Origin of the sequence: Acidovorax facilis (assembly GCF_023913775.1) — a bacterium.
GTDB classification, from domain to species: domain Bacteria; phylum Pseudomonadota; class Gammaproteobacteria; order Burkholderiales; family Burkholderiaceae_C; genus Acidovorax; species Acidovorax facilis.
This window is the reverse complement of sequence record NZ_JAMXAX010000240.1, coordinates 1-2781: the sequence shown is the minus strand read 5'-3', so window position 1 is coordinate 2781 and position 2781 is coordinate 1. Positions and strand designations below refer to the sequence as shown.

The 2781-nt window shown below is 63.1% G+C and carries 5 protein-coding genes; all 5 read left to right on the top strand.

Features of this window, described 5'->3' with window-relative positions; all coding sequences use genetic code 11:
- Window positions 1-230 (top strand): rhodanese-like domain-containing protein (locus NFX52_RS29690; RefSeq protein ID WP_252635974.1); only part of this gene is annotated, 230 nt, incomplete at its 5' end.
- 69 nt (window positions 231-299) lie between these two features.
- The gene (locus NFX52_RS29685) at window positions 300-1160 is read left to right on the top strand and encodes an MBL fold metallo-hydrolase (RefSeq protein WP_055403018.1); all 861 of its coding nucleotides are present in this window, start codon (window positions 300-302) and stop codon (window positions 1158-1160) included.
- Between the two features lie 42 nt (window positions 1161-1202).
- A complete protein-coding gene (locus tag NFX52_RS29680; RefSeq protein WP_055403020.1) occupies window positions 1203-1649 on the top strand; it encodes an OsmC family protein in 447 nt (148 codons plus the stop codon).
- A gap of 43 nt (window positions 1650-1692) precedes the next feature.
- Window positions 1693-2073 (top strand): rhodanese-like domain-containing protein, encoded by a 381-nt coding sequence (locus NFX52_RS29675; RefSeq protein ID WP_055403022.1) that lies wholly within the window; start codon window positions 1693-1695, stop codon window positions 2071-2073.
- An 84-nt stretch (window positions 2074-2157) separates the two neighbouring features.
- Complete coding sequence (locus NFX52_RS29670) at window positions 2158-2349, top strand: YgaP family membrane protein (protein WP_055403024.1); 192 nt, start codon at window positions 2158-2160, stop codon at window positions 2347-2349.
- Window positions 2350-2781: the final 432 nt, after the last annotated feature.

Below are 2781 nucleotides of genomic sequence, written 5' to 3'. Positions count from 1 at the left end.
CAGCAGGCCATGTGGCTGGCTCCATCAACCTGCCGCTGGACAGCCTGGCCCAGCAAGCCGCTGCAGCACTGCCGCACCGCGACCAACCGATGGTGCTTTGCTGCCTTTCGGGCGCTCGCTCGGGCATGGCAGTCCAGTGGTTGCGCACGCAAGGCTATAGCCAGGTGTCCAATGGCGGCGGTGTTAGCAGCGTGGCCCTGCAGCTGGGCCGCCCCATCGAACGCGACTGATGGGATCAGGCGCTTGCCACCGCCACACTCGGAGCATTGTGTCCATCGAACCTGCAACAGGAGACCCCCGTGAAGCCCCAGATAGAAGCCTTCTTTGACGACGCGACCTGGACCGTGAGCTACGTGGTGTTTGACGAACCCGGGGGCCACTGCGCGCTGGTGGATTCGGTACTCGACTACGACGCAAAATCAGGCCGCACCCGCACCCATTCTGCGGATCGCCTGGTAGCTTTCGTCCAGAGGAAGGGGTTGACCGTGCAATGGATTCTGGAAACCCATGCCCATGCCGACCACCTGTCCGCCGCGCACTACCTTCGCAGCAAGCTGGGAGGGAAAATCGCCATCGGAGCCGCCATCACCCAGGTGCAAGAGGTGTTCAAAGCCATCTTCCACCTGGAGCCAGAGTTCCACCCGGATGGCCGTCAGTTCGACCACCTGCTGCACGACGAAGAAGTGTTTTCTATTGGCCACCTCGAAGCCAAGGCGCTGGCCGTGCCGGGCCACACCCCTGCGTGCATGGCGTACCAGATCGCAGACGCCGTGTTGGTGGGCGACACCCTGTTCATGCCCGACGTCGGCACCGCGCGCTGCGACTTCCCGGGTGGCAATGCGCACACGCTGTACCAGTCGGTGCGCAAGCTGCTCAGCCTGCCCGCACAGACCCGCCTTTTCATGTGCCACGACTACCCCCCCGCGGAGCGCGCCCCAGCCTGGCAGACCACGGTCGCCGATCAGCGCGCCCACAACATCCACGTGCACGACGGCATGACCGAAGCGGCATTCGTTGAACTGCGCACCCGGCGCGATGCAACGCTCGACATGCCCGTTCTCATCCTGCCCTCGGTGCAGGTCAACATCAGGGCCGGGGCGATGCCCCCGGCAGAAGACAACGGCATGACCTATCTCAAGATTCCCGTGAACGCGCTGTGACACGCTATCCACGAGCCCCCTCAGAAGATCCCGGAGATTTCCATGAGCAACGAACAAGTCACCGTTGAGCTGGTCCAGCAAAAGGACTACCGCTTTGACATCCATTTTGGCGGCACCGTCCCCCACCTGATCGGCGATGAACCCGCCCCGTTGGGCTCGGGCAAGGGCCCATCGCCGGTGCAGCTGCTTTGCGCAGCGGTGGGCAACTGCCTGAGTGACTCCCTGCTGTTTGCGCTGCGCAAATTCAAACAGTCACCGGAGCCCCTAACCGCCACCGTGGTGGCCCAGGTGGGCCGCAACCCAGAGGGACGCCTGCGTGTGCTGCGCATGGACGCCACCTTGCAACTGGGCATACCTGCCACACAACTGGAACACCTGGACCGCGTGCTGGGCCAGTTCGAAAGCTATTGCACGGTAACCCAGAGCGTGGGGCAGGGCATTCCCATCGTGCTGAAAGTGCTGGACGCCAACAACGCCGTCCTCAAATGACACCAAGGCATATCCACCGTCACACTACTTGAGGAAACATCCGATGAAAACAGCCCACGATCTCGTGGCTGCGGCGAAAGCCCAGGTCCATGAAGTCCCCATCGACCAAGCCGATGAAGCCATCCGACTGGCCGATGTGCTCATCGACGTGCGTGAGGCCGATGAGTACCAGGCCGGACACATACCCGGTGCCATCCACGCCTCGCGCGGCGTTCTGGAGTTCAAGCTCAGCAGCACGCCTGCACTCACCTCGCGCGATCTGAAGGTGGTGGTGTACTGCAAGACCAGCGGGAGGGCCGCCTTGGCAGCCTGCGCCATGCGCGAGATGGGCTACCTGCAGGTGCAGTCCATCGCAGGCGGCTTTGACGCCTGGGCTGCGGCGGGCAAACCCGTGGCGTCTCCCGAGCCACCGTCTTTCGACTGATTCGGTGGTGCATCAGCCATGCGCCACCTCCTGTGCAAGAAAGGTCCCGCCCCCGGGGCCCATGCGTAACCCAAAGGAATTGTCATGAACGTCAACATTGGAACCATCGATCGCGTGCTGCGCATCGTGGCAGGCTTGGTGCTGATTGCCTTGGCTGCCACCAACACTGTGGGATGGTGGGGCTGGTTGGGCGTCGTCCCCTTGGCCACCGGCCTGTTCCGCTTCTGCCCCGCCTACACACTGCTGGGCATCAACACCTGCCCCTTGAAAAAGTAGCCAGACGCGGCAAACGCTGCGCGTGCGGTGCAGGCATTTCCCGTACGTGCAGCACTGAGCACGTGTCTACGATCTAGCCGGAGATCGTGAACAGACGCTTCGACAATTTGGCCCCACACATCTCAAGCCGGACCACCACCTGCGCACAACAGGCTGCCGAAGGGCTGACGCCCCGTGCAAGGTCACCTGCACCGCCACCGGCGGGTGGTCTGCATCGCCCAGGCTCTGACTGACGTGGAGCAGTTCGACAGCTCCACGCTTTCCCGGCGTCGCAGGCCCGGGCACCAGAGTTTCTCACCGTGAAACCTAGGAGCTTGTCGGGCTTTCCCGCCTACCGCGAGTGGGCGGCGGCCTGGAAAATCGCGCCAGTTTAAAAAGACCTCCCCTGCATGAGCCGCTTCATCGCCGTAGATCGAGACACCGCCTACTTGC

Coding starts and splice junctions, on each gene's coding strand:
- NFX52_RS29675 (WP_055403022.1), top strand. CDS start 1,693: ATGAAAACAGCCCACGATCTCGTGGCTGCGGCGAAAGCCCAGGTCCAT.
- NFX52_RS29680 (WP_055403020.1), top strand. CDS start 1,203: ATGAGCAACGAACAAGTCACCGTTGAGCTGGTCCAGCAAAAGGACTAC.
- NFX52_RS29670 (WP_055403024.1), top strand. CDS start 2,158: ATGAACGTCAACATTGGAACCATCGATCGCGTGCTGCGCATCGTGGCA.